This is a genomic window from Chromobacterium haemolyticum, assembly GCF_009936155.1.
GTDB classification, from domain to species: Bacteria; Pseudomonadota; Gammaproteobacteria; order Burkholderiales; family Chromobacteriaceae; genus Chromobacterium; species Chromobacterium haemolyticum.
Window position 1 is genome coordinate 2070350 of the sequence record NZ_AP019312.1, and the last position, 23153, is coordinate 2093502.

Here is a 23153-nt window from a genome sequence, read left to right on the forward strand (position 1 = left end):
TGATCCGCCCGCGCCGGCTCTCGGAGAACACTCCAAAACCGGGTATAATCGACCCATTTTTTCCATTCTAGAAGAACTACGATTCATCACCATGGAACTTGCCAAAAGCTTTGAACCCGGCGACATCGAACGTCGCTGGTACGCGCAGTGGGAACAGGCCGGCTACTTCAAGCCCAGCATGGACACCGCCAAACCGTCCTTCGCCATCCAACTGCCGCCGCCCAACGTCACCGGCACCCTGCACATGGGCCACGCCTTTAATCAGACTATTATGGACGGTCTGACCCGGTATTACCGGATGAAGGGCGACAACACCGTGTGGATTCCCGGCACGGACCACGCCGGCATCGCCACCCAAATCGTGGTGGAGCGCCAACTGGCCGAGCAGGGCGTCAACCGCCACGACCTGGGCCGCGACGCCTTCACCGCCAAAGTGTGGGAATGGAAAGAACAATCCGGCGGCACCATCACCAGCCAGATGCGCCGCGTGGGCTGCTCCGTGGACTGGGGCCGTGAATACTTCACCATGGACGACACCCGCGCCGAAGTGGTGACCGAAGTCTTCGTCCGCCTGTTTGAACAAGGCCTGATCTACCGCGGCAAGCGCCTGTCCAACTGGGACTCCAAGCTGGGCACCGCCATCTCCGACCTCGAAGTGATCTCCGAGGAAGAAGACGGCCACATGTGGCACATCAAATACCCGGTGGTGGGAAGCGACGAATTCGTCACCGTCGCCACCACCCGTCCGGAAACCCTGCTGGGCGACGTGGCCGTGGCGATCGCCCCGGACGACGAGCGCTATCAGCACCTGCTGGGCAAGCAGCTGGAACTGCCGCTCACCGGCCGCCAGATCCCGGTGATCGCGGACGAATACGTGGACAAAGAGTTTGGCACCGGCTTCGTCAAAATCACCCCGGCGCACGACTTCAACGACTACCAAGTGGGCAAGCGCCACAGCACCCAGCTCATCAACGTGATGAGCCTGGAAGCCAAAATCCTGGCCAAGGCGCAAATCTTCGGCTTCGACGGCAGCGCCCAAGGCGTGATCGAACTGCCGGCCGCCTATGCCGGCCTCAGCACCCAGGACGCGCGCAAAGCCATGCTGGCGGACCTGCAAGCCCAAGGCTACCTGCTGGACACCAAACCGCACAAACTGATGGTGCCGCGCGGCGACCGCACCGGCACCGTGATCGAACCGCTGCTGACCGACCAATGGTTCGTCGCCATGGACAAAGTGGCGGTGGACAAAGACGGCAATCCGGACCCCACCGGCCAATCCATCGCCGCCAAAGCCATTGAAGCCGTGGAAAGCGGCGAAGTGCGCTTCATCCCGGAAAACTGGGTCAACACCTACAACCAATGGATGAAAAACATCCAGGACTGGTGTATCAGCCGCCAGCTGTGGTGGGGCCACCAAATCCCGGCCTGGTACGACGAAGACGGCAACATCTACGTGGCCCGCAGCGAGGCCGACGCCCAGGCGCAAGCGCCGGGCAAGACCCTGCGTCGCGAACAAGACGTGCTGGACACCTGGTTCAGCGCCGCCCTGGTGCCGTTCTCCACCCTGGGCTGGCCCAACGACACCCCGGACCTGCGCGCCTTCCTCACCTCCAACGTGCTGGTGACCGGCTACGAAATCATCTTCTTCTGGGTTGCCCGGATGATCATGATGACCAAGCACTTCACCGGCAAGGTGCCGTTCCGCGACGTGTACATCCACGGCATGGTGCGAGACCACGAAGGCAAGAAGATGTCCAAGTCCGAGGGCAACGTCATCGACCCGGTGGACCTGATCGACGGCATCGCGCTGGAACCGCTGGTGACCAAGCGCACCACCGGCCTGCGCCGCCCGGAAAAAGCCCCGGCCATCGCCAAGGCCACGGAAAAGCTGTTCCCGGAAGGCATCCCGGCTTACGGCACGGACGCATTGCGCTTCACCATGGCCAGCTACGCCACCCTGGGCCGCAGCGTCAACTTCGACTTCAAACGCGCCGAAGGCTACCGCAACTTCTGCAACAAGCTGTGGAACGCCACCCGCTTCGTAATGATGAACGTGGAAGGCAAGGACTGCGGCCAGGACGAAAGCCTGCCGTTGGAGTTCTCCTTTGTTGACCAGTGGATCATCGGCCGCCTGCAACAGGCCGAAATCGACGTCACCAACGCGCTGGAAACCTACCGCTTCGACATCGCCGCCCAGACCATTTACGAATTCATCTGGAACGAGTACTGCGACTGGTACGTGGAACTGGCCAAGGTGCAGCTGCAAACCGGCAACGAAGCCCAGCAGCGCGCCACCCGCCGCACCATCGTCCGCGTGCTGGAAGTGGCGCTGCGCCTGACCCACCCGCTGATGCCCTTCATCACCGAAGAGCTGTGGCAGACCGTGGCCCCGCTGGCCAACGCCAAGAGCGCCCCGTCCATCATGCTGGCCCCGTGGCCGGTGGCGGACGCCGGCAAGATCAACGCCGCCGCCAACAGCCGCATGGACGCGTTCAAAGACATGGTCAACGCGGTGCGCAATCTGCGCGGCGAAATGGGTATCGGCCCGGCCGTCAAAGCCCCGCTGTTCATCGAAACCGGCGACGCCTCGGTGGCGGACTTCGTGCCCTACCTCAAGCTGCTGGCGCGGTTGACCGAAGGCTCCATCGTTGCCGCGCTGCCGGAAGACGACGCCCCGGTGGCCATCTCCGGCGACGCCCGCTTGATGCTGAAGGTGGAAGTGGACAAGGCCGCGGAAACCGCGCGCCTGAGCAAAGAGCAGGGCAAGGCGGAAGCCGAACTGGCCAAGCTCACCGCCAAGCTGGAGAAGCCGGGCTATGTAGACAAAGCCCCGGCCCATCTGGTGGAGCGCGACAAGGCGCAGTTGGCCGAGTTGAACGACAAGCTGGACAAGATCAAGGTGCAGTTGGCTAAGCTGGCTTGAACCTAAGCCTGATCTGGAAGTGAAGAAACCCGCCGCGAGGCGGGTTTTTTTGCATGATTAATCACTATTTTGATCTGTATCCTTGAGTTTTCAATTCTTTTGTCATATTGTTTTGTTTGATATTTAGGGGGGAATATGCAGAGTCAAGATAAGGTAAGTTCGGAGCCTGCTAAATCAAATTGGTGGGAGGGTTATATTATTAGATATAGCCTTGGAACTTTGGTTGGATCTCTAATTTGTTGGTTTTTGGTTTCGAATTTGGCCGAAACATCACAGGTAAGGTTGTTTGTTTTCTCCAAAGAAACTGTTGTAAATTATGTGATTATTGCTTTTATGGGGCTGACCTTCTGCTATATCGCGAGTGCACCAATGTTGGTGCTGCATGTTTCTCGCTATCAAGAAAGAAAAAAATCAATTGGTCGATGCTTTGATAAGGTTGTATTTTTCGTGTTTGGCGGTTGGGTGGCTTTGGCGGGAGGGGTTCTTTATTTTTGCGGTTACTTTGATACTGAATTGACCGGCCATCAGTTTAAATTAATGTCAATTTTAGGTGTGATTGTCTTTTTTCTGATTGTTGTGCAAATTGGGGCGCAGCCAAAAAGTGAGGATGATATCGTTCATCTGTTTGATTTTTATGACAAATTGACATTTTTAAGGTTTTACACGTTCAGCGACATCATGACTTCTTATCGGCATATACGGGAGCATGGAAATGCATATTCGGTTCTTTTGCTTGAGCTTTTGCTGGGGTTTACGTTGTGGCTGGCTTTGAGGTTGCATATATACCTTGTTCCTATAGTTGTTGTTGCCTGGGTCTTTCCTGCAGCATATTCTTGGCAGGTTGGGACTAATATTGAAAAAATGTATATTAAAAAGCATTATGAAACAGCAGTAAAAAAGCATAGGCATACTATTCACAACCTTAGGGTGAGAAAATCTGGTAGGCCTTATTATTTCCCTAGTCGAAGGTAAGATTTGAGGTTGAGTCCGCTACGCGGATGATGATTTAGGGCCGGTTCCGCCCGGCGAACGGAAAGGGGAATTTGCGCGGCCAAATTCCCCTTTACCCCAAAGGCCGCCCTGCAAGCCTGGCCTGCGGCTTCCCGCCGGTTCCCGTCAGTCCCGAGGCGCGGCTGAACTCGCGATTTGCTAACGTCAAATCGCTCAAACAAAGCAGCCGCTTAAAACCTCGGGCCTGCCACCCGGCGGCAGGCTTGAAGGGAGCAGGGGCGCGTCGGATACGCGGTCTGCTCCGAGTAACAAGCAAGTCGGTCTCGTTTGCTATGAGCTGGAGCCGCTCTGGCTTGACTCCCCCCTCCATCTAGCTAACAATGGCCCCCGCGCTGCCGCACAAACAGCGCCAGGATTAGTCTCCTGCAATCTCCCCCGGCGGACACGCCGCGTTTTCGCGGCTTTTTCGTGTCCGGTTGCTATTGCTTTGCCTAAAATCTGGGCGGGCCATGGCGGGGGCGCCCATGGGCGCGCCGGTCCGGAGGGAGCGGTGAGACTAGCCTTGTCATGTGCCCGCCTTGCCGCGCTTGTCGGCCAGGCCCTTCATTCAAGGAGGTTGCAATGGCGAAGCCAGTCCGTCCGATGCCCAACATCGAATCCACTCCATCCCCTTCCAAGGATCCCGCCGTCCAGCAGGACAGCGTTTCCCCGCAACAGCCGGCGCTGCGGCGCTCGCAGTACCGCTGCATTTCCGTGGAAACCAAGGCAACCCGCCTGCCTTTTGTCCGCTTCATTCCGGGGCGAAATCATCCGCATTACTGGCAACCGGCCGAGCCCGAGGATTACGCCGAGGCCTGCATGCTGGGCCGCCAGTACGCCGCGCACCTGGCGCAGTGGCTGAAAAGCAATGAGCTGGACGCCGGCCGCGGCTTGCTGCTGCGCATTGCCAGGGATATGGACCACAGCGACCACAGCCACCGCAACGGCTTGCGCCGCGGCTTTTTCAACTATCTGGAGACCTTGCTGTGCGTGGCCGGGCGGCAGTTGAACTTGTATCGCCACGTGGAGGCGATGCACCAGTTGCAGCGCAGCCGGGATCTGATGGCGTGGCTGGAGCGCAAGCGTAGGCGTTGAGCGGGTTTAAGCGCGGCGTGGCCTGGGTCAAACCGCGCTTGAGCTGATTGTAAAATGCCCCGCCTGCTGACGCTGGCGGGGCATTTTATTGAAAAAGAACAGGTGTGAGCGGAGCCGCTCATACGGCTTCATGCCCAAGCCTCCCTCAGCCAACTGACGGGATGCTTCCCGCCGCGCGAGCGCGAACGCCGGGTCGCCAAACCCCGACGGCGGCGGTGGCCACGATCAGCAGGATGTTGAGCCCGCCGCCTATGGCTTCGCGCAAAGTCGCGGCGTGGAAGTCCGCGCCCAGCGCTCCATTCAGCAGCGCGGCTTGGGCCAGTTGATTGGCTTGGTCCACCGCCGGCACCACCACGAAAGAGGCGTTGAGCAGGATCAGCAGCGTCAGGCCCAGCTTGAGCTGGAAGAAGCGGTTGCGCGGGCCGTAGCGCCGGTAGCCCAGTAGCAGGCCGCTGATTAGCATCAGCCACAGGCCGGGCACGGTCAGCGCCCAGGTGCCGATATGGATGTACTGCCGTGTTTGCGCCAGCAGGGCCGGCGTGGCCGGGCCGGTTTCGGACAGCACGACCCAGGCCAGGATGCTGCCCAAGAACAAGGCCAGCGCAATGAAGTGAATCAGTTTGAGCGTGCGGTTCATGACTCTTCTCCAATTGGGGGGCTGAGCGTGTCCAGCGTGCTCAGCAGTTGTTGCAGGGTGTGGCAGGCGGCCTCGAAATCCGCGTCGGGCAGGTGCCGCGCCAGTTGCTCCGTCCATTGCGCCTGGCTGCGCTGGGTGCCGGCCACGGTGCGTTCCCCCTTGGCGCTCAGCCGGTACAGCGGGGAGCGGGCGTGCTGGGGATTGGGCAGCACTTCGAAATAGCCTTCCTCCACCAGCTTGTGCAGTTGCTTTTGCGCGCCTTGGCGGCTGATGCCCATGCGGGCGGCGATTTGAGGCGCGGTTTGCGCTTCGCCCGCCAGGCCCGCCGCGCCCAGCACTTGCCAGCGCGCGCTATTGATGCCCAGGTGGGCTACTAGTTGGTCGCCTCTGTCCAGCAGGGTGCCGTTCAGGCGGAAGATCAGCAGCATCAGATCGGTGATGCGCTGTGGGCGATGGTTTGGTTTTGATGGCATGCGGCGCTCCTTTTTGACAACTGGTTGCCATTATTGGTAACTGGTTGTCAAATTGCAAGCACTAATGGCTTGGAACGCGTTTTGTTGGATGGAGCTAGGGCCTGTTCAAAGTCTCGCCAGCAAGGGCGAGACAAGGCGAAAGCGGCTGAGAAAGCGGAATGTATATGTGGTACATGAGTATTTCGAAGCGGGTTTCAACGCCGTATCGCGCGATGCGCAGCAGACTATGTACAGGTTCTTAAGACGAATGAGGGTTAGGGCGGAGGCTAATGCGCGCTCGCGACGCAGTGCGCGGCACGACATTCAGTGGGTTTGCTAGACAAATAGTCTACGATTGACAGTTTGAATACGCATTCTTAGAATTAAAAACAGTTAGCTGCGTAGAGACGCCGGAGGAACATCAAGATGTTTTTCGTCAGTGAAGCAATTGCGGCCCGCGTTGTTGGCATATTGGATGCAATCGAGGTGGTTGAAGATGTATTCCGTCAGCTCTTTCGAGGCGAAGCGAGGGCGTATCCAGCGGTCATGGCAAAGGGTCCGAGCATGGCCGAGCTATTCGGCGTGAAATGCGGCGCGCTGGACAATGGCGCCATCTATGGCGCAAAGCTAGGCAGTTACTGGCCCGGCAATCGCCATTCGGGACTTCCTGCGCATGCGTCGTCAACGCTCCTGCTCGACGCGGAAACGGGTTTTCCCAAGGCCCTCATCGCCGCCACCTACCTGACATCGCTAAGGACGGCTGCTGCCAATGGCGCCGCCATACGCCATCTGGCGCGGGAAGACAGCCACAGCGTGGGTCTCGTGGGCGCCGGTCATCAAGCATGGTTTGAACTGCAAGCCGCTATTGCGGTGCGGCCAGTCGATTGCGTGCGCATATGGAATCGCAATATGCCGGAGGCCGAGCGATTGGCTGAGCGAGTCCGGCACGAGCTCGGCATTCAGGATGCAGCGGCGTCTGATCTTGAGAGCACGGTCAAGGCTGCGGATATCGTCATTACCGTCACTGCGGCACGGCAACCCCTGGTGTCGCGTGAATGGGTGCAGCCTGGCACGCATATCAGTGCAATGGGGTCCGACGCGCCCGGCAAACAGGAACTCGATGCTTCTCTGGTCGCCTCTGCGCGATTGTTCACCGATTTGCTTGAGCAGTCCGTTTCGCTGGGCGAATTTGAGGCGGCCATCAAAGAAGGCCTCATAAGGCAAGAGGATATCGTCACACTTGGCGCCGTTATCGATGGAAGCGCACAAGGCCGCGCCGGACGCGATGACATCACGATCTTCGACAGTTCGGGTATCGGTTTGCAAGACCTTGCCATAGGAGCGCTTGCGCTAAAACGAGCTTTGGAACTGAAGTTGGTGAGTCCGATTGGATTTCTTGAACAGGTTCCGGGCAGTCATCAAGTCCAGGGAGCGTTGAAATGAAAATACCCACTTTTGCCGATATTGAGGCCGCGGCATCCAGGTTGCGCCCATATATCGCCCATACGCCATTGCTTCGCAACCCGGTACTGGATCGGCGGCTTGGAGCACGACTGCTCATCAAGGCCGAATGTCTCCAGCTCACCGGATCTTTCAAAGTCAGAGGGGCTTTCAATCGCCTTCTGATAATGTCTGAAAGCGAGCGCAAAGCGGGCGTCGTAGCCTGGTCTGCGGGCAATCACGGCCAGGCGCTGGCGTATGCCGGACAATGTCTCGGGGTCGCGGTGACGATCGTCATGCCTTCGGATGCGCCACGCGCAAAGATTTCGGGTACGGAGCGGTGGGGGGCTAAAGTCGTGTTGTATGACCGGCTCACCGAGAGTCGAGAACAAATTGGCCAGGATCTTGCTCTGCAAAACGGCTTGGTCATCGTGCCGCCTTTCGATGATCCCGACGTCATCGCTGGGCAAGGTACTGCATTTCTCGAGGCCATTCGGGATGCCCAGGTCGCTGGTGAAACGCCGACGATGCTGCTGTGTGGCACGGGAGGCGGCGGCTTGATCGCAGGTTGCGCGCTAAGCGCCGAAGGCTCCGGAATGGACATCCGCATGCACGCCGTGGAGCCCGTAGGCTATGACGACATGGGCCGTTCGCTAGCCGCAGGACGACTAGTGTCCAACAATCCGGCGGCAGCTTCGATATGCGACGCGCTGATGACGATTAAACCGGGCGAAATCCCCTTTGAGATCAACAAGCGTCTCCTGGGCCCCGGCTATACGGTAAGCGATGATGAGATCCGTGAGGCAATGCGCGTTGCGCTTCAGGACCTCAAGCTCGTTGTCGAACCAGGCGGCGCAGCCGCCTTGGCGCTGGCATTGTCGCGGCCGGAACTTGTTCGAGGACAAACGGCGGTCATTATGGTGACAGGTGGAAACCTGGATCTGCCCACGCTGGCGTCCATTGCGGCTCCGATTCCAGATTCCTTCGAGGTGAAAAGATGAGCAGGAACGATGCCGACGTGGACAACCGCTTGAGATCCTATTACCCAATCGCCACGGCGATCAGTGGATTGTTTCATCCGCAAGTGGAAGTCGTGATCCACGATCTTAAGACTGAAAGAATTGCCTTCATTGCCAATCCAATCTCGAAGCGGAAAATGGGCGACTCGTCTCTTGGTGATCAATTCCCAAAGGCGGAATTGGAAGCAGACGTGATTGGCCCATACCGGAAGGTGAATCGCGATGGTCGCAACCTCCGGTCTATGTCGGCGGTAATACGCGATGCCAAGGGCAAACCTGTCGCCGTCATGTGTATCAACTTTGACGTCTCGCAGCTCGAGAATATTGCGGACCAGATTAAGACTCTTGCATTTCTGCCCGGCTCGCTTGAGCCGCACGCTCCGTTTTTCCATGATAACTGGCATCAAGCATTGGACCGGGCCGTTGAGGAGCAGGAGTCAAGTTTCGGGAGGCCCATTAAAGCCATGGATGCCGAGCAAAGAATACAGTTCATCCGCCGGCTGGAGACTGGAGGCTTGCTCAATGTACGCAACGCGCCGTCAGTAGTAGCGGAGAAACTGGGTATTTCGCGTGCGGCGCTCTACAAGTACTTGAAGACGATCCGACGTGATGCGGAGAAAACAGGCCTAGAACCTAAAGAGGAGAGCAACAAAGCTAGATAAGACAGGTCGGCTTGCGCTCAGTGTGTGTCAAGGAGTGTTAGGTCAGCATGGATATATGCGCTGATATGCAGAAGCCCCCGCGCGGGGCTTTTTTCATGGGCGCGCGGCAGGGCCGGCGACGCCGCATCTGGTGGCGGTGTACATCTATCAGCCGCTGGGCGGCAAGCCGCCGCATGTGACTCGCATCGAGAACGTGCGTCTGTAGGCCCTTAGCCAAGACGCTGTTGCGCAACAAGCCCGCCGTCCGGCGGGCTTTTGTTTTGGGCCGCCGCGGCTTGTTCCAGCAGCCATTGTTTGAAGACGCCCATTTCCGGGTCGCGCAGGAGGTCCGGACGGTGTATCAGGTAATAAGCGAGGTCGCTTCGCAGCGGCGGCGCGGGGAGTTCGCGCAGCCGGCCGGCGGTCAGTTCGGCTTGCAGCAAGGAGCGTCGCGCCAGCGCGTAGCCGCGGCCGGCCAGCGCGGCTTCGATGGCCGCGTTGGAGTCCACGCAGACCACGCCTTGTTCGCAGTCCAGTTCCAGGCCGGCGGCGCGGCTCCACAGCCGCCAGTCGCCGCGGTGTTCGTCGTGCAACAGCCGTTCCCCGCTGAGGGCGTCCAGCCGCGCCGGCAGCGTGGGCGCGCATACCGGCGTCAGTTCGTCGTCCAGCAGCTTGCATGCGCTGAGGCCGGGGTAGTCGCCCAGGTCGTGGCGCACGGCGAAGTGGATGTTTTCCGAAGCGAGGTCGACCACGCGGTTGCCGGTGCTGACGTGGACGTCGATGCGCGGGTGCTCGCGCATGAAGCCCTGTAGCCGAGGCAGCAGCCATTGAGCGCCGAACGATGGGGTGCAACTGAGCAGGATCACCCGGCGAGCGTCGGTCAGCCGCGTGGTGGCGTGGTCTATCAGGTCCAGCGCTTGGCGGCAGGCGTCCAGGTAGTCGCGGCCGGCGGCGTTGAGCGCCAGGCCGCGCGCACGGCGTTCAAACAGGGGCTGGCCGAGGAAGCTTTCAAGTTTGCGCAGTTGTTGGGAGACGGCGCCGGGCGTGACGTGGAGTTCTTCGGCGGCTTGCTTGACGCTGAGTCGTCTTGCGGCGGCTTCAAAGAAGCGGAGGGAGTCCAGCGGCGGTTTGGGCATACGGTTTAGATTTTCTAAATCATCAAGCAGGAAAAATCGTTTGTTCGCGACATCTTTGCGGTTGATGATTTCAGTATCTGGTTTAGCAAAGTTAAATACAAGGCGAAGGGAGAGGCATCATGGGGATGGCGAGCTTGAGTCGTTTGCTGCTGTTGGCGGCCTTGTGGGGCGGCAGTTTTTTGTTCATGCGCATCGCCGCGCCGGCGCTGGGCGCGTTGCCCACGGCGTTTGGCCGGGTGGCGTTGGGGGCGGCGGGTCTGTTGGGGTTGATCGCTTTGCTGCGGGTGCGTTTGTCTTTCAAGGGCAAGCTGGCCGCCGCCATGATGCTGGGAGTGATCAATTCCGGCCTGCCTTTTCTGCTGTTCGCGCTGGCGGCCCGGGTGTTGCCGGCCGGTTATAGCGCAATCTTGAACGCCAGCACGCCGCTGATGGGGGTGTTGATCGGCGCGGCGGCGTTTGGAGAACGTATTACCGCCAACAAGCTGGCCGGCGTGTTGATTGGCCTGGCGGGCGTGGCGGTGTTGACGCGGACGGGGCCGGCCGCGGGGCCGGAGGCGCTGTGGGGCGTGGCGGCTTGTCTGACGGCCACCGCCTGCTATGGGCTGGCGGGGTTTCTGACCAAGCGCTGGATAGCGGACCGGGGCGGCCTGGATAGCCGCGTGGTGGCTTTGGGCAGCCAACTGGGCGCGGTGGTGTTGCTGTTGCCGTTCATGGCGTGGCAGGCAAGCGCACAGCCCTTGAGGTGGCCGGCGGCGGGAGCGGAGGTGTGGCTGGCCATGCTGGCCTTGGGCCTGCTGTGTACTTCACTGGCCTATGTCTTGTACTTCCGCTTGATAGCCGACGTCGGCCCGCTGAAGGCGTTGACGGTGACGTTTTTGATTCCGCCCTTCGGCATTTTCTGGAGTTGGCTGGCGCTGGGCGAGACGGCGACGCTGTCCCAGGCTTTGGGCGGAGGTTTGATCGCGCTGGCGCTGTGGCTGGTGCTGCGGCCGGAAGCGCCGGCGGCGCGCGCCGCCGCGCCGGACGAGGATTGGTCGATCTAGCGGCGGCGCGGTGCGGGTTTAGTTGAGCAGCAGGTAGTTGATCGGGCTTTCTCCGCAGGCCGCCAGGCCGCATTCCAGGAACACGGACAGGGCGTTGCCCAAGAGCAGCAGCATGGTCAGGGCCACGCCGGCCTTGGCCAGCCGGCTCAGTTGCGCCGGGGGCTGGCGGTCGAAGCTGTGTTCTCGCTGGCACAGCATCAGCAGCAGCCCACTGCCGATGAAGACGGCGAAGAAGGCGATGGCGGCCCAGGTGTAGAAGTGCAGGCCCATGACGGGCGGGCCGAAGCCGGCGTCGCCGGGGGCGATGTGCAGCAGCACTTGGCGGCCGGCCACGGCGAAGCCGGCGGCGGCGGCCAGCAGCATCATGCCGTAATGGCCGGGCTTGTCGCCCAGCAGCACGTTGGCGGCCAGCGCCACCGCGATGGCGCACAAGGCCACGCGTTGCAGCAGGCAGAGCGGGCAGGGCAGTTCATGCTGGGCGAATTGGAAGTAGAAGGCGACGAGCAGCATCAGGTTGATCAGCTGCAGGCCCAGTTGGTTTAGTTTGCCGGTGAGGTTTTGCGTCATGTCGGGTTCCTCACAGGGAAATGGGCAATGTGCTGGTGGCGTGGAACTTGAACCAGTAGAGCGTGAGCGCGAAGGCCAGGCCCCAGCAGGCGTAGGCCCATTGGCGCTTGCGCAGGATCAGGGCCAGCAGGGAGGCGGCTAGCAGCAGAAACAACAGGGTATCCATCGGAAAGTCCTTAATGTGGCGGGCCGGCGGGGCCGGCCTGGGTGGTGGTTGCCAATCAATATTAGCGCTTGCTTAATGTTGTGTGAATAGCTTGTTTGCAGGCGGTGGAGCGAAATTCGTCGCTCAATCAGTACATTTGCAATTCGTATCGTATAAAAGGGCGCGGCCGGACGCGATGTCGAGCCGGCCGCGCTTTGCGGCGCGCGGCGGCCCTTGGCAAGCTTTTTGCATTGAAGCTGTTGTTAGCATACGCTCAAGGCCGCCGCCATGTCCGCCTCCGATCCCGCGCCGCTTTACGCGGTGAAAGTCCGTCGCGATTACAACAGCTGGGTAGCGCGCGAGTCGCTGGAGGATTTTGCGCTGCGTTATACCCCGCACAGCTTCCGGCGCTGGTCGCCGTGGCGAGTGGCGCACACCGCGCTGGGCGGCGCCGCCGCCTTTCTGGTGTTGGAGGCGGTGGGCGCGGCGATGCTGACGGCGGGAGGCTTCGTCAACGCGGCCTGGGCCATTCTGGCGGTGGGGCTGGTGATTTTGCTCGTCGGCCTGCCTATCAGCGTCTACGCCGCCCGCTATGGCGTGGATATGGATTTGCTGACCCGCGGCGCCGGTTTCGGCTATCTGGGCTCCACCGTCACCTCCTTGCTGTACGCCGCCTTCACCTTTATTTTCTTCGCGCTGGAAGCCGCCATCATGGCGTATGCGCTGGAGTTGGGGTTTGGTTTGCCGCCGGCCTGGGGTTACTTGTTGTGCACAGTGGCGGTGCTGCCGCTGGTGGCTCACGGGGTCACCGCCATCAGCCGGCTGCAAGCCTGGACCCAACCGCTGTGGCTGGGCTTGTTGCTGCTGCCTTATGGCTTCGTGCTGGCGCGCCAGCCGGAGGCGCTGAGCGGCTTTTGGCACTATGCCGGGGCCGAAGGCGGGGCGGGCGGTTTCGATCTGCGCCGTTTTGGTGCGGCCTTCGGCATCGGCATCGCCTTGATCGCGCAGATGGGGGAGCAGGCGGACTATCTGCGCTTCATGCCGCCGCCCGCCGCCGGCCAGCGCCGCCGCTGGTGGTTGGCCTGTCTGGCCGGCGGCCCGGGATGGGTGTTGCCGGGCATGCTGAAGATGCTGGGCGGCGCGCTGCTGGCCTGGCTGGCCTTGGATCACGGCCAGACGGATGGGCCGGCGCCGGATCCGGCTCGCCTGTATTGGTTCGGCTATGTCCAGGGATGGGGCGACGGCCGGCTGGCGCTGGCGGCGACGGTGCTGTTTGTGCTGCTGTCGCAGCTGAAGATCAATGTCACGAATGCCTACGCCGGTTCGTTGGCCTGGTCCAATTTCTTTGCGCGGCTGACCCACAGCCATCCGGGACGGGTGGTGTGGGTGGTTTTTAATCTCTTGATCGCGCTATTGCTGATGGAACTGGAGGTTTTCCAGGCGCTGGCGCATGTGCTGGCGCTGTTCGCCAATCTGGCGATCGCCTGGATGGTCACCGTGGCGGTGGATTTGGCCATCAACAAGCCGCTGGGGCTGAGCCCGCCGGGCATAGAGTTCCGCCGGGGCTATCTCTACGACGTCAATCCGGTGGGGCTGGGTTCGCTGGTCTTGGCCTCGGCGGTTTCGGTGTCGGCGCATCTGGGGGCGTTGGGCGAGCAGATGCAGCCGCTGGCGCCCTTCCTGTCTTTGCTGACCGCCTTGCTGGCCACGCCGGCGCTGGCCTGGCTCAGCGGCGGCCGTTATTACCTGGCGCGCCGGCCGGCGTTGCCGCCGGCCCCGCCGCAGCGCTGCGTATTGTGCCGCCGCCAGTACGAGCCGCCGGACATGGTGAGCTGCCCGGCGTATCGCGGTTGGATCTGCTCCTTGTGCTGCACGCTGGACGCGCGTTGCGATGACCGCTGCAAGCCCAAGGCGCGGCTGGACGAGCAATGGCGAGCATGGCTGAGCCGGCTGTTGCCGAGCGCTTGCCGGCCGTATCTGCAACGAGGCCTGGCCGATTATCTGCTGCTGATGACGCTGTTGCTGGCTGGCTTGGGCCTGTTGTTGGGCGGCTTGTTTTACCTGGCGCGGAGCCGACCGGGCTTGGACGCGCTGGCGGCGCGGCTGCCGCAATTGGGCGCGGGCCTGCTGTTGGGCGGCAGCGTGCTGGCTTGGTGGCTGGTTTTGCTGCGCCAGAGCCGGCAGGTGGCGAGGCAGGAGTCCAAGCGGCAGACCCAGCGCTTGTTGCGGGAGATCGCGTCCCACCGCCGCACCGACGCGCTACTGCAAAAGGCGCGCCGGGCCGCGGAACAGGCCAACCAGGCCAAGAGCCGTTATGTGAGCACGCTCAGCCATGAGCTGCGCACGCCGCTGAACAGCATGTTGGGCTATGCGCAGATCCTGGACGGGGACCCTGAGATTCCGCCGTCGAAGCGGCCGGCGCTGGCGGTGATCCGTCGCAGCGGCGATCACCTGCTGTCGGTGATCGAGGGCACGCTGGATCTGGCGCGGATCGAGAGCGGCCGGCTTAATCTGGAGCCGCGGCCGCTGGATTTCGCTGAGTTCATCCGCCAATTGACGGCGATGTTCCAGTTGCAGGCGCGGGAGAAGGGGCTGGGCTTCCGCTTCCTGCCGCAAGGGGAATGGCCGGCCATGGTGCGCGCCGACGAACGCCGGCTGCGACAGGTCCTGATCAATTTGCTGGGCAACGCGGTCAAGTTCACCGCGCATGGCGAGGTCAGCCTGGGCTTGCGTTATCAGGGCGAGGTGGCGTGTTTCGAGATTGCCGACACCGGCCCCGGCATCGCGCCGGAGGAGGCCGAGCGCGTGTTCGAGCCGTTTGAGCGCGGCGGCGGGGCCGCCGGCCAGGGCGGCAGCGGGCTGGGCCTGACCATTGCGGGGATGTTGACCTCGCTGATGGGGGGCGAGTTGAGGCTGGACAGCCGGCCGGGCGGGGGCTGCGTGTTTACGCTGCGCTTGTTCCTGCCGCGATTGGGCGCCGCGCCGGCGCCGCCCTTGTCGGCGCGCGTCGGCTATCAGGGCCGGCGGCGGCGGGTGCTGCTGGTGGACAACCATGCGCAGGACCGGGAGATGCTGGCCAGCGCCTTGCTGCCTTTGGGTTTCGAGGTGGAGCAGGCCGCCAGCGGCCAGGCTTGCCTGGACTGGCTGGAGCAGGCGGCGACGCTGCCGGACCTGGTGTGTATGGATCTGGCGATGCCGGGCCTGGACGGCTGGGAAACCTTGAGGCGTATCCGCCGTCGGCACGGCGATGCGCCGGCGTTGGCGGTGATTTCCGCCAATGCCTTCGAGCAGGGGCAGGACAACGACGCGGGCATCCGCGCCGAGGATTTCTTCGTCAAGCCCATCCGGGTAGAGCGCCTGCTGGACTGGATAGGCCAGCGCTTGGAGCTGGAGTGGCTGAGCGGCGCGGAGCCGGCGCTGCGCTGGCCGCCGGAGGAGGCGCTGGACGAACTGCGGCAGGCATTGCGGCGCGGGTATTTGCGCGGCGCGCGCGCCGCCCTGTTGCGGCTGGAGGTGGGCGCGCTGGGCGCGGACCCGGCTTACCGGCCATTCCTCGCACGGGCGCGAAGCCTGCTGGACGGCTGCCGGCTGGACGAGCTGCTGCAATGGCTGCCGGGAGCGCCGGCATGAGCGCGCCCTGGGCGGAGCGGGCGACGGCGCTGATTGTTGACGATCAGCCGGAAAACCTGGCCTTGCTGCACGATGCGCTGGATTCTGCCGGCTACCGGGTCTTGCTGGCCACGGACGGCGCGGCGGCCTTGCGACGCGCCGCCGAATGCCGGCCGGACATCATTCTGCTGGACGCGGTAATGCCGGGCATGGACGGCTTCGAGACGGCGCGGCGTTTGAAGGCGGAGGCGGAAACGCAGGCGATCCCCATCGTGTTCATGACCGGGCTGAGCGACAGCGAGCACGTGCTGGCGGCGTTTTCCGCCGGCGGCGCGGATTACGTGGTCAAGCCGCTGCGGCCGGCGGAGGTGTTGGCGCGGCTGGCCGCCCATATCGGCAGCGCGCGTCAGCTGTGCCGGGCGCGGCAGGCGCTGGAGGCGTCGGGCCAGGCCTTGCTGGCGGCGGACCCGGCCAGCGGACGGCCGCTGTGGTTGACCGAGCGCGCGCGCGGCCTGCTGCGCGCTCACGGCTGGTCCGAGGCGGCGCTGGCGGAGCGCTGGCGGCTTTGGCTGGGGCAGGCCGAGGCGGGCGCGAGCCTGGCGTTGGAGCGGGACGACGGCTCGGGCCTGCTGGCGAAGCGCCTGGCCGGGGACGAGTGCTTGCTGGTCTTGAGCGAGGGGGGCGAAGCCGCGGCGCCGCGGCGCCTGATGCGGGCGCTGGGGCTGACTCCGCGTCAGGCCGAGGTGCTGCATTGGCTAAGCCTGGGCAAGACCAACCGCGACATCGGCGACATCCTCGGCATGAGTCCGCGCACCGTCAACAAGCATCTGGAGCATGTGTTCGCCCGCCTGGGGGTGGAAACCCGCACCTCGGCCGCGGCGCTGGCTTTGCGCAGCGCCGGAGGCGGGTGAGAGGGCATACGTCATGTAACGTATTTCGGCCGGGCGGGCCGGGGCTTAGTCTGATCCTGCAGTGCAACAATTTCCAGCCGGGCCGGCCAGACGGCCTCCCGGCGTTTCAGGATCGCCCCAGGAGCTTCTCATGTTCATTCGCCTTCATGTCTTGCCTACCCTTGCGCTGAGCCTGGCGCTGGGCGGCCTCGGCGCCGCGCCGGCCCTTGCCGCCGGCACCATCAAGGTGGGGGTGCTGCACTCCCTGTCCGGCACCATGGCCATTTCCGAAACCTCGCTCAAGAATATGGCGCTGTTCGCCATCGACCAGATCAACGCCGATGGCGGGGTGCTGGGCAAAAAGCTGGAGCCGGTGGTGGTGGACCCGGCTTCCAACTGGCCGTTGTTTGCGGAGAAGGCGCGCCAATTGCTGAGCCGAGACAAGGTGGCGGTGACCTTCGGCTGTTGGACTTCGGTGTCGCGCAAATCGGTGCTGCCGGTGTTCGAGGAGTTGAACGGCTTGCTGTTCTACCCGGTGCAGTACGAGGGCGAGGAGATGTCGCCCAACGTGTTCTACACCGGCGCGGCGCCCAATCAGCAGGCGATTCCGGCGGTGGAGTACCTGATGAGCAAGGAGGGCGGCGGCGCGCGGCGCTTCTTCCTGCTGGGCACCGATTATGTCTACCCGCGCACCACCAACAAGATTCTGCGGGCCTTCCTCAAAACCAAGGGGGTCAAGGACGCGGACATCCAAGAGGCCTACACCCCGTTTGGCCATAACGACTACCAGACCATTGTCGCCAATATCAAGAAGTTCGCCGCCGGCGGCAAGACCGCGGTGGTGTCCACCATCAACGGCGACTCCAATGTGCCGTTCTACAAAGAGCTGGGCAATCAGGGTCTGAAAGCGGCCGAGGTGCCGGTGATGGCGTTCTCGGTGGGAGAGGAGGAGCTCAAGGGCATGGACGCCAAGCCCTTGGCCGGCCATCTGGCGGCCTGGAATTACTTCATGAGCGTTAAGAACCCGGTCAATGCCAAATGGACGGCGGACTACCGCGCCTGGGCGCGCAAGAAGGGCATCGCCGGGGCGGACAAGCTGGTGACCAACGATCCGATGGAGGCGACCTACGTCGGCATCCGGCTATGGGCGCAAGCGGCGCGCAAGGCCGGCAGCACCGATGTGGCCGCGGTGAGCAAGGCCCTGGCCGGGATGCGCCTGGACGCGCCGTCGGGCTATCCGCTGGAGATGGACGCCCGCAACCACCATTTGCGCAAGCCGGTGATGATTGGCGAGATTCAGCCCAACGGGCAGTTCTCGGTGGTGTGGAAAAGCCGGAGCGTGGTGCGCGCCCAACCGTGGAGTCCGTACCTCCCAGGCAACGACAAACGGCCGGATGCCCCGGTGAAAAGCAAGTGAGCCGAGAAGGAGTCCGCGATGTCCTGGTGTAAAGCCTTGTCTTGGGCGCTGGCGCTGTGGTGCGCCGCGGCCGGCGCCGGCCCCTTGGCCGAGCTGGCCGGCGCCGATCCGGCCGAGCGCGCCGGCTTGATTGAAAGCTGGGCGCCGCGTCCGGACGCGGAGCGCCGCGCGGCGGCGGCCGCGTTGGAGGAGGGCCGGCTGTTGCAGTCGGCCGATGGTCGGCGCGTGTTGTGGCTGCGGCCGGACGGCGCGCTCGCCGACGCGGTGTCCGGCCAACCGGCGGCGGGCGACGCCGCCAGCCTGGAGCCGCTGCCGTTGAACAACCGGCTGCGCGGCGCTTTGGCGGTGTTTCACGCGGTCGACGAACTGGCCGCTGCGGATGCTGTCCGGCGGCTGGCCGCGGTCCGTGTGCTGGCGGACAGCGCCAACCCGGCCTTGCTGCCCTTGTTGCGGAACCGGCTGGCGCGGGAGGGCGACGCCGAGTTGCGGCGCGCGTTGGAGCAAGCGTGCGCCCGCTTGTCGCTGGCCAGCCCGGACCCGGCGCGGCGGAGAGCCGCCGCCGCGGCGCTGGCGGACAGCGGCGATCCCGCCGCCTTGGCCTTGCTGGCGCCCTTGACCGACGCCGCCAGCGAAAGCGACGCCGGGGTGCGCGACGCCGCGACGAGTGCGCAAGCGGCCATCCGCGCCAGCGTACAGGTGGACAATTTACTGGGAGCGGCCTTCGCCGGCCTCAGCCTGGGCTCGGTGCTGCTGCTGGCGGCGTTGGGCTTGGCCATCACCTATGGCTTGCTGGGCGTGATCAATATGGCGCACGGCGAGATGCTGATGCTGGGGGCCTATGTTTCTTATGCGGCGCAAAGCCTGTTTCAAAGCCGCTGGCCGGCCGCCGCCGACGCCTATCTGGCGCTGGCGTTGCCGGCGGCCTTCCTGTTCACCGCCGGCGTGGGCATGGCGCTGGAACGGCTGGTGATCCGCCACCTCTACGGCCGGCCGCTGGAAACGCTGCTGGCCACCTGGGGCATCAGCCTGGCGCTGATGCAGTTGGTGCGAACGCTGTTCGGCGCGCAGAACGTGGCGGTGGCCAATCCCGGCTGGTTGACCGGCGGCTGGGTCTTGAGCCCGGCGCTGACGCTGCCCTACAACCGCATCGCCGTCATTTTGTTCTCCGCGCTGACGCTGGGCCTGGTCTGGCTGGCGCTGAACCGCAGCCGGCTGGGTCTGTTTGTGCGCGCGGTGACCCAGAACCGAAGCATGGCGGACAGCCTGGGCGTGGCGACCGGGCGGGTGGACATGCTGGCCTTCGGCCTGGGGAGCGGCATCGCCGGCCTGGGCGGGGTGGCGCTGAGCCAGATCGGCAATGTCGGCCCGGATTTGGGCCAGGGCTATATCGTCGACAGTTTCATGGTGGTGGTGCTGGGCGGCGTGGGCCAGTTGGCCGGCGCGGCGTGGGGCGCGCTGGGCCTGGGCGTGGCCAACAAGCTGCTGGAACCGGCGCTGGGCGCGGTGCTGGGCAAGATTCTGATCCTGGCCGGCATCATTCTGTTCATCCAAAAACGTCCGCAAGGCCTGTTCGCCCTCAAGGGCCGGGCCGTGGATTAGGAGCCGCCATGCATCTTCCTTACTCTTTGAGGCTCTTGTCCGGTCTGAGCCGCAGGCGCTGGGGCGCGGCGGCGTTGGCCCTGGTCTGGCTCGGCTTGCTGGCGCTGCCCCTGCTGCATGTGTTCGCGCCGGCGGACAGCGGCTGGCGGGTGTCGGCTTATGTTCTGACCCTGGCTGGCAAGATTCTGTGCTACGCGGTGCTGGCGCTGGCTTTGGACCTGGTTTGGGGCTATGCCGGCTTGCTCAGCCTGGGCCACGGCTTGTTCTTCGCGCTGGGCGGCTACGGCATGGGCATGTATCTGATGCGGCAGATCGGCAACGATGGCGTCTATCAGAGCGCGCTGCCGGATTTCATGGTGTCGCTGGACTGGCGGGCGCTGCCGTGGTTCTGGCAGGGCAGCGAGCACCTGGCCTGGGCCTTGTGCCTGGCGGTGGGCGCGCCCGGGCTGTTGGCGCTGGGCTTTGGCTGGCTGGCTTTCCGTTCCCGCATTCGCGGTGTGTATTTTTCCATCATCACCCAGGCGCTGACCTACGCGGCGATGCTGCTGTTCTTCCGCAACGAGACCGGTTTTGGCGGCAATAACGGCTTTACCGGTTTCAAGCGCATCCTGGGCTTCGGCATTGCCGAGCCGGCCACCCGCGCCTGGCTGTTCATCTTCAGCGCGCTACTGCTGTCGCTGTCTTTGCTGGGGGCGTCCTGGCTGATGCGCGGCAAGTTCGGTCGCATTCTCACCGCGGTGCGCGACGCCGAATCGCGGCTGATGTTCTGCGGTTATCGGCCGCAGGATTACAAGCTGGCGATATGGGTGTTGTCCGCCATGCTGTGCGGGCTGGCCGGCGCCTTGTACGTGCCGCAGGCCGGCATCATCAATCCGGGCGAGATGTCGCCGGGCAATTCGATAGAGGCCGCCGTCTGGGTGGCGGTGGGCGGCCGCGGCACCTTGATTGGCCCGGTGCTGGGCGCGGTGCTGGTCAATGCGGCCAAGAGCTGGTTTACCGTGGCCTTGCCGGAGTACTGGCTGTTCTTTCTGGGCGGCTTATTCATTGCCGGCACCCTGTTGCTGCCGCGCGGCTTGATGGGTTTGCTGGCGCGAGGCCGCGGCGCGTGAAACCGCCGCGCGCTTATTTATTTTCCGGATATGCGAAATGAATGCAGCAAGCGAAAATCCTGCTCCGCGCGGACAGTGGGAGGGCGAGGCGGTGGGCTTGTCCCGTCCATTGACGCCGGGACTGGACATCCGGCACGGACAGATATTATATCTTGACGATGTCATAGTTGATTTCGACGGTTACCGCGCCTTGAACCGCTTGACGCTGTCGATCGCCGTCGGCGAATTGCGGGTGGTGATCGGCCCCAACGGCGCCGGCAAGACCACGATGATGGATGTGATCACCGGCAAGACCCGGCCCGACGCCGGTAGCGTGTTCTTCGGCCAGACCATAGACCTGCGCCGGCACGACGAGGCCGAAATCGCCCAACTGGGGATAGGGCGCAAATTCCAGAAGCCCACGGTATTCGAGGCGATGACGGTGACGGACAACCTGGAGCTGGCGCTGGCCGGGGACCGATCGGTGCGCGCCAGCCTGCGCGCGCGGCTGGGCGCGGCTCCGCGCCGCCGCATCGACGAGCTGCTGGAACGGGTGCGGCTGCAAGATCAGCGCGGCCGGCTGGCCGGCCTGCTGTCGCACGGCCAAAAGCAATGGCTGGAGATTGGCATGCTGCTTGCTCAGCAACCCAAGCTGCTCTTGCTGGACGAGCCGGTGGCCGGCATGAGCGACGCCGAAACCGAGCAGACCGCGGAGCTGCTGCTGAGCCTGAAGGGCGAGCACTCCCTGATGGTGGTGGAGCACGATATGGATTTCGTCGCCAGCCTGGGCGGCAAGGTGACGGTGCTGGCCGAAGGCGCGGTGCTGGCGGAGGGGACGCTGCGGCAGGTGCAGGCGGACGAGCGGGTGATCGAAGTGTATCTGGGGCGCTGACATGCTGGAAATCGACGGACTGGAACAGTATTACGGCGGCAGCCGCATCCTGCGCGGTATCAGCCTGCGCGCCGAGACTGGGCAGATCACCTGCCTGCTGGGGCGCAACGGCGCGGGCAAGAGCACGCTGCTCAAATGCCTGAGCGGGCAATTGCCGATACGCGGCGGGCGCATGCTCTGGCGCGGCGAGGACATCGCCGCGCTGGCCCCGCATCAGCGCGCGGCGCGCGGCATCGCCTATGTGCCGCAGGGGCGCGAAATCTTTCCGAGGCTGACGGTGGAGGAAAACCTGCGTTTGGGGCTGGCTCGCTTCTCCGGCGGGGCGGGGCGGCGCTTGCCGGACAGCGTGTTCGAGATGTTTCCGGTGCTTGACGAGATGCGCGGCCGCCGGGGCGGCGACCTGTCCGGCGGCCAGCAGCAGCAATTGGCGATTGGCCGCGCGCTGGTAGGGCGGCCGTCGCTGCTGATGCTGGACGAGCCCACCGAGGGCATTCAGCCCTCCATCATCAAGCAGATAGGCGCGGCGATCCGCCAACTGGCGGCTGGACGCGAGATGGCCATTTTGCTGGTGGAGCAGTATTACGACTTTGCCGAAGCGCTGGCGGACCGCTATCTGGTGATGGCGCGCGGCGAAGTGGTGCGCAGCGGCCTGGGCGGGGACATGCAGGCGGACGGCGTGCGCGGACTGTTGGCGATCTGAGCGATGCGCCGCGACTCCGCCGCCATCGGCCTGCCGCCGCCCTGGGCCGCCGAACTGGAACTGGCTTACCAGCGCCGCGGCGGGCGCACCATTCCGGTGCGGCGCCGGCATTGCGGCCCTTTGAGGGTGCAGCGCCACTTCATCGACGCCGCCGGCCAGTGCCAGCACATCATCGTGCATCCGCCGGGGGGCATGGCGGGCGGCGACAGCCTGAATCTGGCGGTGAGTTTGGAGGAGGGCGCGGACGCGCTGCTGACCAGCCCCGGCGCCGCCAAGTGGTACGACGGATTCGGCCGCCCGGCCAGCCAGCGGCTGGAGCTGAGCTTGGCCCCCGGCGCGCGGCTGGAATGGCTGCCGCTGGAAACCATTCTGTTCGCCGGCGCGGAGGTGAGCTTGCAAGGCCGCGTCCGGCTGCAGGGCGACGCCGCGCTGCTGTACGGCGATGTGCTCTGCCTGGGGCGTCCTGCCTGCGGCGAGCGTTTCGACCGTGGCCGCTGGCGGCAAAGCCTGGACATTGAACGCGACGGCCGGCTGATTTGGTGCGAGCGCGCCGCCTTGGCCGGCGGGGACCGCATGCTGGACGCGGCGGCCGGGATGGGCGGCCAGACCGTGGCCGGCCTGCTGCTGTGGGCCGGGCCGGCGCTGCCGGCGGCCTTGCACCAGGCGATCTTGGAACTGCCGCTGACGGGCCGCGCCGCCGCCAGCCAGCTGCCGGATGTTTGGCTGGTGCGCTTCATCGGAGACAGCGCCGAAGCCGCCCATCATTGGCTGCGGCGGGCGCGGCGCTTGCTTTACCCGTTCACCCACGGCCGCGCGGCGCAGGAGCCGCGCATCTGGGCGACTTGACCTTTCAATGAGAAATGAGACTTC

20 protein-coding genes are annotated in these 23153 nt (G+C 64.0%); 15 read left to right on the forward strand and 5 right to left on the reverse strand.

The window, feature by feature from the left end:
- The first annotated feature begins 91 nt into the window (after window positions 1–91).
- The 3 genes from GYH29_RS09330 (at window position 92) to GYH29_RS09340 (ending at window position 5008) form a co-directional block, all read left to right on the forward strand.
- Window positions 92–2923: a valine--tRNA ligase gene (locus tag GYH29_RS09330; RefSeq protein ID WP_161523586.1), complete on the forward strand. Its 2832-nt coding sequence runs from the start codon at window positions 92–94 to the stop codon at window positions 2921–2923.
- Between the two features lie 135 nt (window positions 2924–3058).
- Window positions 3059–3895 carry a hypothetical protein gene (locus GYH29_RS09335; RefSeq protein WP_161523587.1) on the forward strand — a complete coding sequence of 279 codons (837 nt, stop codon included), beginning with the start codon at window positions 3059–3061 and terminating at the stop codon, window positions 3893–3895.
- 600 nt (window positions 3896–4495) lie between these two features.
- Entirely contained in the window at window positions 4496–5008 is a 513-nt protein-coding gene (locus GYH29_RS09340) for a hypothetical protein (protein WP_161523588.1), read from the forward strand.
- 145 nt (window positions 5009–5153) lie between these two features.
- Here GYH29_RS09340 and GYH29_RS09345 read toward each other — a convergent pair whose 3' ends face one another.
- Complete coding sequence (locus GYH29_RS09345; RefSeq protein ID WP_019103105.1) at window positions 5154–5645, reverse strand: DUF2269 family protein; 492 nt, start codon at window positions 5643–5645, stop codon at window positions 5154–5156.
- Window positions 5642–6118, reverse strand: a complete 477-nt coding sequence (locus GYH29_RS09350; RefSeq protein WP_118267239.1) for a MarR family winged helix-turn-helix transcriptional regulator — start codon at window positions 6116–6118, stop codon at window positions 5642–5644. The genes GYH29_RS09345 and GYH29_RS09350 overlap by 4 nt, the downstream gene beginning before the upstream one ends.
- A 405-nt stretch (window positions 6119–6523) precedes the next feature.
- Here GYH29_RS09350 and GYH29_RS09355 point away from each other — a divergent pair, with 405 nt between their 5' ends.
- The 3 genes from GYH29_RS09355 to GYH29_RS09365 are packed head-to-tail and all read left to right on the forward strand — an operon-like array spanning window position 6524 to window position 9218.
- Complete coding sequence (locus GYH29_RS09355; protein WP_161523589.1) at window positions 6524–7540, forward strand: ornithine cyclodeaminase family protein; 1017 nt, start codon at window positions 6524–6526, stop codon at window positions 7538–7540.
- Window positions 7537–8538 carry a threonine ammonia-lyase gene (locus tag GYH29_RS09360; RefSeq protein WP_161523590.1) on the forward strand — a complete coding sequence of 334 codons (1002 nt, stop codon included), beginning with the start codon at window positions 7537–7539 and terminating at the stop codon, window positions 8536–8538. Before GYH29_RS09355 ends, GYH29_RS09360 begins: the two co-directional genes overlap by 4 nt.
- A complete protein-coding gene (locus GYH29_RS09365) occupies window positions 8535–9218 on the forward strand; it encodes a helix-turn-helix transcriptional regulator (protein WP_019103101.1) in 684 nt (227 codons plus the stop codon). The genes GYH29_RS09360 and GYH29_RS09365 overlap by 4 nt, the downstream gene beginning before the upstream one ends.
- Before the next feature lie 209 nt (window positions 9219–9427).
- On the opposite strand, the gene GYH29_RS09370 is transcribed toward GYH29_RS09365, so the two are convergent.
- On the reverse strand, window positions 9428–10333 hold the full coding sequence (locus GYH29_RS09370; RefSeq protein ID WP_161523591.1) for a LysR substrate-binding domain-containing protein: 906 nt from the start codon (window positions 10331–10333) through the stop codon (window positions 9428–9430).
- 119 nt (window positions 10334–10452) lie between these two features.
- On the opposite strand from GYH29_RS09370, the gene GYH29_RS09375 reads away from it, so the two are divergent.
- Window positions 10453–11376: a DMT family transporter gene (locus tag GYH29_RS09375; protein ID WP_019103099.1), complete on the forward strand. Its 924-nt coding sequence runs from the start codon at window positions 10453–10455 to the stop codon at window positions 11374–11376.
- Window positions 11377–11394: 18 nt separating this feature from the next.
- Here GYH29_RS09375 and GYH29_RS09380 read toward each other — a convergent pair whose 3' ends face one another.
- Together GYH29_RS09380 and GYH29_RS09385 are read right to left on the reverse strand one after the other, a co-directional pair.
- Entirely contained in the window at window positions 11395–11943 is a 549-nt protein-coding gene (locus GYH29_RS09380; RefSeq protein WP_043592192.1) for a disulfide bond formation protein B, read from the reverse strand.
- 10 nt (window positions 11944–11953) lie between these two features.
- Window positions 11954–12109, reverse strand: a complete 156-nt coding sequence (locus GYH29_RS09385) for a DUF5993 family protein (RefSeq protein ID WP_019103097.1) — start codon at window positions 12107–12109, stop codon at window positions 11954–11956.
- 267 nt (window positions 12110–12376) lie between these two features.
- Here GYH29_RS09385 and GYH29_RS09390 point away from each other — a divergent pair, with 267 nt between their 5' ends.
- From GYH29_RS09390 to GYH29_RS09425, 8 genes are all read left to right on the forward strand, one after another.
- Window positions 12377–15718, forward strand: a complete 3342-nt coding sequence (locus GYH29_RS09390) for a hybrid sensor histidine kinase/response regulator (protein ID WP_161523592.1) — start codon at window positions 12377–12379, stop codon at window positions 15716–15718.
- Window positions 15715–16608, forward strand: coding sequence for a response regulator transcription factor (locus tag GYH29_RS09395; RefSeq protein ID WP_019103095.1), 894 nt, complete (start codon window positions 15715–15717; stop codon window positions 16606–16608). Before GYH29_RS09390 ends, GYH29_RS09395 begins: the two co-directional genes overlap by 4 nt.
- Window positions 16609–16738: 130 nt before the next feature.
- Entirely contained in the window at window positions 16739–18004 is a 1266-nt protein-coding gene (gene urtA, locus GYH29_RS09400) for an urea ABC transporter substrate-binding protein (protein WP_107732222.1), read from the forward strand.
- An 18-nt stretch (window positions 18005–18022) separates the two neighbouring features.
- Window positions 18023–19603, forward strand: coding sequence for an urea ABC transporter permease subunit UrtB (urtB, locus tag GYH29_RS09405; protein WP_043592226.1), 1581 nt, complete (start codon window positions 18023–18025; stop codon window positions 19601–19603).
- Between the two features lie 8 nt (window positions 19604–19611).
- Window positions 19612–20712, forward strand: a complete 1101-nt coding sequence (gene urtC / locus GYH29_RS09410; protein ID WP_039754616.1) for an urea ABC transporter permease subunit UrtC — start codon at window positions 19612–19614, stop codon at window positions 20710–20712.
- 37 nt (window positions 20713–20749) lie between these two features.
- Window positions 20750–21583: an urea ABC transporter ATP-binding protein UrtD gene (gene urtD, locus GYH29_RS09415; RefSeq protein ID WP_161523593.1), complete on the forward strand. Its 834-nt coding sequence runs from the start codon at window positions 20750–20752 to the stop codon at window positions 21581–21583.
- 1 nt (window position 21584) lies between these two features.
- Window positions 21585–22283, forward strand: coding sequence for an urea ABC transporter ATP-binding subunit UrtE (urtE, locus tag GYH29_RS09420; protein WP_019101204.1), 699 nt, complete (start codon window positions 21585–21587; stop codon window positions 22281–22283).
- A gap of 3 nt (window positions 22284–22286) precedes the next feature.
- Window positions 22287–23129 (forward strand): urease accessory protein UreD, encoded by an 843-nt coding sequence (locus tag GYH29_RS09425; protein ID WP_161523594.1) that lies wholly within the window; start codon window positions 22287–22289, stop codon window positions 23127–23129.
- Window positions 23130–23153: the final 24 nt, after the last annotated feature.

What these genes read in the sequence shown, in the direction of transcription:
- GYH29_RS09330 (WP_161523586.1), top strand. Translation starts at nt 92, where the DNA reads ATGGAACTTGCCAAAAGCTTTGAACCCGGCGACATCGAACGTCGCTGG.
- GYH29_RS09335 (WP_161523587.1), top strand. Translation starts at nt 3,059, where the DNA reads ATGCAGAGTCAAGATAAGGTAAGTTCGGAGCCTGCTAAATCAAATTGG.
- GYH29_RS09340 (WP_161523588.1), top strand. Translation starts at nt 4,496, where the DNA reads ATGGCGAAGCCAGTCCGTCCGATGCCCAACATCGAATCCACTCCATCC.
- GYH29_RS09345 (WP_019103105.1), bottom strand. Translation starts at nt 5,645, where the DNA reads ATGAACCGCACGCTCAAACTGATTCACTTCATTGCGCTGGCCTTGTTC.
- GYH29_RS09350 (WP_118267239.1), bottom strand. Translation starts at nt 6,118, where the DNA reads ATGCCATCAAAACCAAACCATCGCCCACAGCGCATCACCGATCTGATG.
- GYH29_RS09355 (WP_161523589.1), top strand. Translation starts at nt 6,524, where the DNA reads ATGTTTTTCGTCAGTGAAGCAATTGCGGCCCGCGTTGTTGGCATATTG.
- GYH29_RS09360 (WP_161523590.1), top strand. Translation starts at nt 7,537, where the DNA reads ATGAAAATACCCACTTTTGCCGATATTGAGGCCGCGGCATCCAGGTTG.
- GYH29_RS09365 (WP_019103101.1), top strand. Translation starts at nt 8,535, where the DNA reads ATGAGCAGGAACGATGCCGACGTGGACAACCGCTTGAGATCCTATTAC.
- GYH29_RS09370 (WP_161523591.1), bottom strand. Translation starts at nt 10,333, where the DNA reads ATGCCCAAACCGCCGCTGGACTCCCTCCGCTTCTTTGAAGCCGCCGCA.
- GYH29_RS09375 (WP_019103099.1), top strand. Translation starts at nt 10,453, where the DNA reads ATGGGGATGGCGAGCTTGAGTCGTTTGCTGCTGTTGGCGGCCTTGTGG.
- GYH29_RS09380 (WP_043592192.1), bottom strand. Translation starts at nt 11,943, where the DNA reads ATGACGCAAAACCTCACCGGCAAACTAAACCAACTGGGCCTGCAGCTG.
- GYH29_RS09385 (WP_019103097.1), bottom strand. Translation starts at nt 12,109, where the DNA reads ATGGATACCCTGTTGTTTCTGCTGCTAGCCGCCTCCCTGCTGGCCCTG.
- GYH29_RS09390 (WP_161523592.1), top strand. Translation starts at nt 12,377, where the DNA reads ATGTCCGCCTCCGATCCCGCGCCGCTTTACGCGGTGAAAGTCCGTCGC.
- GYH29_RS09395 (WP_019103095.1), top strand. Translation starts at nt 15,715, where the DNA reads ATGAGCGCGCCCTGGGCGGAGCGGGCGACGGCGCTGATTGTTGACGAT.
- urtA (WP_107732222.1), top strand. Translation starts at nt 16,739, where the DNA reads ATGTTCATTCGCCTTCATGTCTTGCCTACCCTTGCGCTGAGCCTGGCG.
- urtB (WP_043592226.1), top strand. Translation starts at nt 18,023, where the DNA reads ATGTCCTGGTGTAAAGCCTTGTCTTGGGCGCTGGCGCTGTGGTGCGCC.
- urtC (WP_039754616.1), top strand. Translation starts at nt 19,612, where the DNA reads ATGCATCTTCCTTACTCTTTGAGGCTCTTGTCCGGTCTGAGCCGCAGG.
- urtD (WP_161523593.1), top strand. Translation starts at nt 20,750, where the DNA reads ATGAATGCAGCAAGCGAAAATCCTGCTCCGCGCGGACAGTGGGAGGGC.
- urtE (WP_019101204.1), top strand. Translation starts at nt 21,585, where the DNA reads ATGCTGGAAATCGACGGACTGGAACAGTATTACGGCGGCAGCCGCATC.
- GYH29_RS09425 (WP_161523594.1), top strand. Translation starts at nt 22,287, where the DNA reads ATGCGCCGCGACTCCGCCGCCATCGGCCTGCCGCCGCCCTGGGCCGCC.